Annotated in this window: 2 protein-coding genes; both read left to right on the top strand. The window is 30.9% G+C overall.

The window, feature by feature from the left end; genetic code table 11:
* Positions 1 to 1,830, top strand: a 1,830-nt coding sequence (locus U881_RS10525; RefSeq protein WP_038363376.1) for a plasmid maintenance protein, incomplete at its 5' end; no start/stop codon positions are given.
* A 277-nt stretch (positions 1,831 to 2,107) separates the two neighbouring features.
* Positions 2,108 to 2,371, top strand: coding sequence for a hypothetical protein (locus tag U881_RS0101945; protein WP_235048116.1), 264 nt, complete (start codon positions 2,108 to 2,110; stop codon positions 2,369 to 2,371).
* Positions 2,372 to 2,436: the final 65 nt, after the last annotated feature.

Here is a 2,436-nt window from a genome sequence, read left to right as displayed (position 1 = left end):
AAGAATTTCAAATATCAAGACCCAAAAGGTCAAATAAATGCAATATTAAAAAGCCTTGTAGAACTAAATATTTATAAAAATCCCCATAATACTCAAACGATACGAATGTCTTATGTAAAATTGCAAATAAGTAAAATGCTTAAACGCTACAACAGATTGCTTAAAGTTTACTGGGCAATAAATACTAAAAATACAAATTACAAACAATCAAATGGCATTGAAGAATATTCCGCAAGTGATATCCAAAAAATAGTAATTAAACTATTAGAAAATGATTATGCAAAAAAAGTATGTAAGCGCACTCTAGAACTAGATATAAAGTTACTAAACAATCTAAATTTAATAAAATCTAAAATTATAAGATTTGGTAAAGGAAAAGGAAGTGTTGCTTACTATGTTCAAAACATGGAACTAATGCCTACACATAAAGAAACAATATTAGAATATCTAACACAACTTCTACAAGACAATTTAAAAGATAAATTCATTATTGGAAATTTTGATTTTGATAAGCCTTTTGATAACGAACCCAAAAATATAAATTCAAAAATAAATTCGAAAACTACAAAACTCATAAAAGAAAAAATAGAATCAAAAAACAACGAACAACTTAATAAAAATCGCATGAGTATAATTTCGCATGTGCACGATTCGGATGATATTAATAAAGCTAATACAAGCTATATAAAAGAAAAGAATTCTAAAGGGAACTCAGAAATGATTTTGAAAAAATCTGATTCTCATGAGAAAGAGAAAAGCAAGAGCAAAATAAAGAGAAAAGATATTGAAACAAGACTGTTATCTGAATACAAAATTAGCAAAAAATATGTAAAGCGGATAAAAGAAAAAAGCAATAATGATTCGACGTACATAAACGCGCTGCTAAATTTGGAGCAAGCAATAATTGATTATGGAATTGAATACAGTCTTGAAGACATTTTGGAACACTTTTTAAAGCAATTTGCGAACAGGTACAAGCACAAAGTGTGGATGATGATGAAAAGGAAAGATGGGATAATAAGCGATTACGAAGTAATTTGGAAAGAGCGATTTAGAGATTGGTACTCGAACAAGTACAAAAAGCGATGTGTTTCAAAAGCAGTCTATGGCGAAAATATATGCGTTGGAAAAAAATTTTTAGAAAAAAAAGGAAAAAAAGCAGTAAAAAATTTGCAGATTTCTGAGAAAGAAAAGGCAAAAAAAGAAGAGGAACACAGGCTAGAAAACAAGGGACTACAAGAATATTTGCAGAGGCTATTTAAACAGGAAGCGAAAGAGAGAGAAGAGAGACTGAGAAAGGCAGAAGAAGAACGAAGGCATTTAAAGAATAGAGCAAGAGAAAGTATGTCAGCCACTTTACAGAAAAACATAGGCAATAATGCACAATCAAACGAAACAGATAGTCTTTTGTATAAAACGCCCCCAAGCATTTTATCTGAGTCATTGTCAAATGAGGATATTTATGAACGTAAAAGCGGTTATAAAAGGGGTGAAATAGCAAATGAAATGTCGCTATCTGAAATTGATGAAAATGTAGGTGTGGTTATAGAAGGAGAAGAAGGACAAATGTTTTCAAAGAACGGTTCTTTAGACAGCATAATTTCTGCAATTTCAGAGCAAAATATAGCAGACAATACTGGTGTGAATATAACAGGTGATGTATCAAATAATTCTGCACCTGACATTTCATACAGGTTGTTGCCGAAGATGGATATTGAATTTGAAACGAATTATGCAGTATTTAAGAGAACAAAGGGAATGTCTTTATCTAGTTTAAGGATTGTAGTTAAAGAAGAAAGGAATAAAATTATAAAAGAAAAGGAGACGTGACATGAGATTTAATTTGCGATACTTGGCAAAAAGGCTATATATAAAGCTAGATAGGCTTTGGAGAGCATATATGAGTGAAGAGGTGTAGTCTAATCGAATAGATGAAACAATAGTTAATTTTCCAGTACTTGTTCCAGATGATATTGACTATGAGTATATATATGGATACTTTAAAGAGTGTGTAGCAAAGAAATATACAGATAATCTTGATATCAATATTAAGCAAACAGGTGGAGATTATTTCTGTGAAACGAAGATAGGTTTCATGATGAATCGTATGTTGGAGAGACTTTATACAGATTATAAGGAAATTTTACTTAGCAATTTAGAAAAAAAGGTTGTAGAGAGACCTAAGGTTGAGATAGAGGAACCTAGGGGTGATTTGCCATTAGAAAGTGATGAATCTAGTGTTGAGCCATCAGTGGAGGATGATGAGTCTAAGGTTGATTTGTCGTATTCAGGTGAAGAAGAAGTTGGGAAGGAACAACAAGCTAAGCAAGTCAAGGTTTCTAAAAAGCCTAAAGTAGCAACAAGTGCTTAAGAATTATATGTGAATTATTATTTCCATATTTATATATTATAGAATTAGTAATTCACATTTACTTA

The organism is Borrelia persica No12 (assembly GCF_000500045.1).
GTDB classification, from domain to species: Bacteria; Spirochaetota; Spirochaetia; order Borreliales; family Borreliaceae; genus Borrelia; species Borrelia persica.
This window is presented reverse-complemented; position numbering and strand designations above follow the sequence as displayed.

Bases quoted from the DNA above. Each gene is read 5' to 3' on its own strand.
- U881_RS0101945 (WP_235048116.1), top strand. From the start codon at position 2,108: ATGTTGGAGAGACTTTATACAGATTATAAGGAAATTTTACTTAGCAAT.